Source organism: Nevskia sp. (assembly GCF_051860985.1).
Lineage (GTDB): Bacteria > Pseudomonadota > Gammaproteobacteria > Nevskiales > Nevskiaceae > Nevskia.
In genome coordinates this window covers 1-877 of sequence record NZ_JBIMKV010000041.1, presented here as the reverse complement: position 1 = coordinate 877, position 877 = coordinate 1, and the positions used below count along the sequence as shown (strand labels likewise).

The window sequence follows — 877 nt, the reverse complement described above, 5'->3', positions numbered from 1 at the left end:
GGCCACGAAACCGGCTGGGGCCGCAGCGAGATCCGCCACGCCGATGGATCGCCCTCGTTCAACCTGTTCGGCATCAAGGCCACCGGCAACTGGAAGGGCAAGGTCGCCGAGATCACGACCACCGAATACATCGACGGCGAGCCGCGCAAGGTCACTGCGAAGTTCCGCGCTTACGACTCTTACGCCGACTCTTTCCGCGATTACGCCCAGCTCATCAGCCAGAGCCCGCGCTACGGCCAGGTGATGGAGCAGCTTGGTTCGGTGCAGGGCTTTGCCAGTGGTCTGCAGAAGGCCGGTTACGCGACCGACCCGCAATACGCCGCCAAACTGAGCCGTGCCATCAACACCACCCTGAGCCTCCAACGCGCTCAGGGATAACGAGGCCAGTACCGCATGTCTTCCCTGAACATCGCCACGCGCGCACTCACCAACAACCTGGCGGCCCTGCAGGTGGTGGGGCACAACATCGCCAACGTCAACACCGCTGGTTATTCGCGGCAGAACGTCGAGCTCGTGTCGTCCGGCTACCAGAAGATGGGCAGTGGCTACTTCGGCAAGGGCATGGACATTTCCACCGTCGAGCGCGCCCACAACGAATTCCTCACACGCGAAGCGCGCACGACCGGCTCGGTGGCGGCGTCCGACGCGTTGCGGCTGGCACGCCTGCAGCAGCTTGAAGCGGCTTTCCCGGTTGGCACCAGCGGCCTGGGTGCGGCCATGAACGACATGCTCAACGCATGGAGCGACGTGTCGTCCTCGCCCGGCAACCTGACCGCTCGCGTCGTCACCATCGCGCGCGCCGAAGAGTTCGCCTCGCGCCTGCGCAACACAGCCGGCACCCTGGATGCCCTGGCCTCCAATGCGCAGCAGCAGGTGA

At 65.0% G+C, this 877-nt stretch carries 2 protein-coding genes; both read left to right on the top strand.

Annotated features, from left to right (window positions below; genetic code table 11):
- Positions 1–378 (top strand): glucosaminidase domain-containing protein (locus tag ACTIGJ_RS19570; protein WP_439641994.1); only part of this gene is annotated, 378 nt, incomplete at its 5' end.
- A 15-nt stretch (positions 379–393) separates the two neighbouring features.
- Positions 394–877: FlgK family flagellar hook-associated protein (locus ACTIGJ_RS19565; RefSeq protein ID WP_439641993.1), on the top strand; the 484-nt coding region annotated here is incomplete at its 3' end.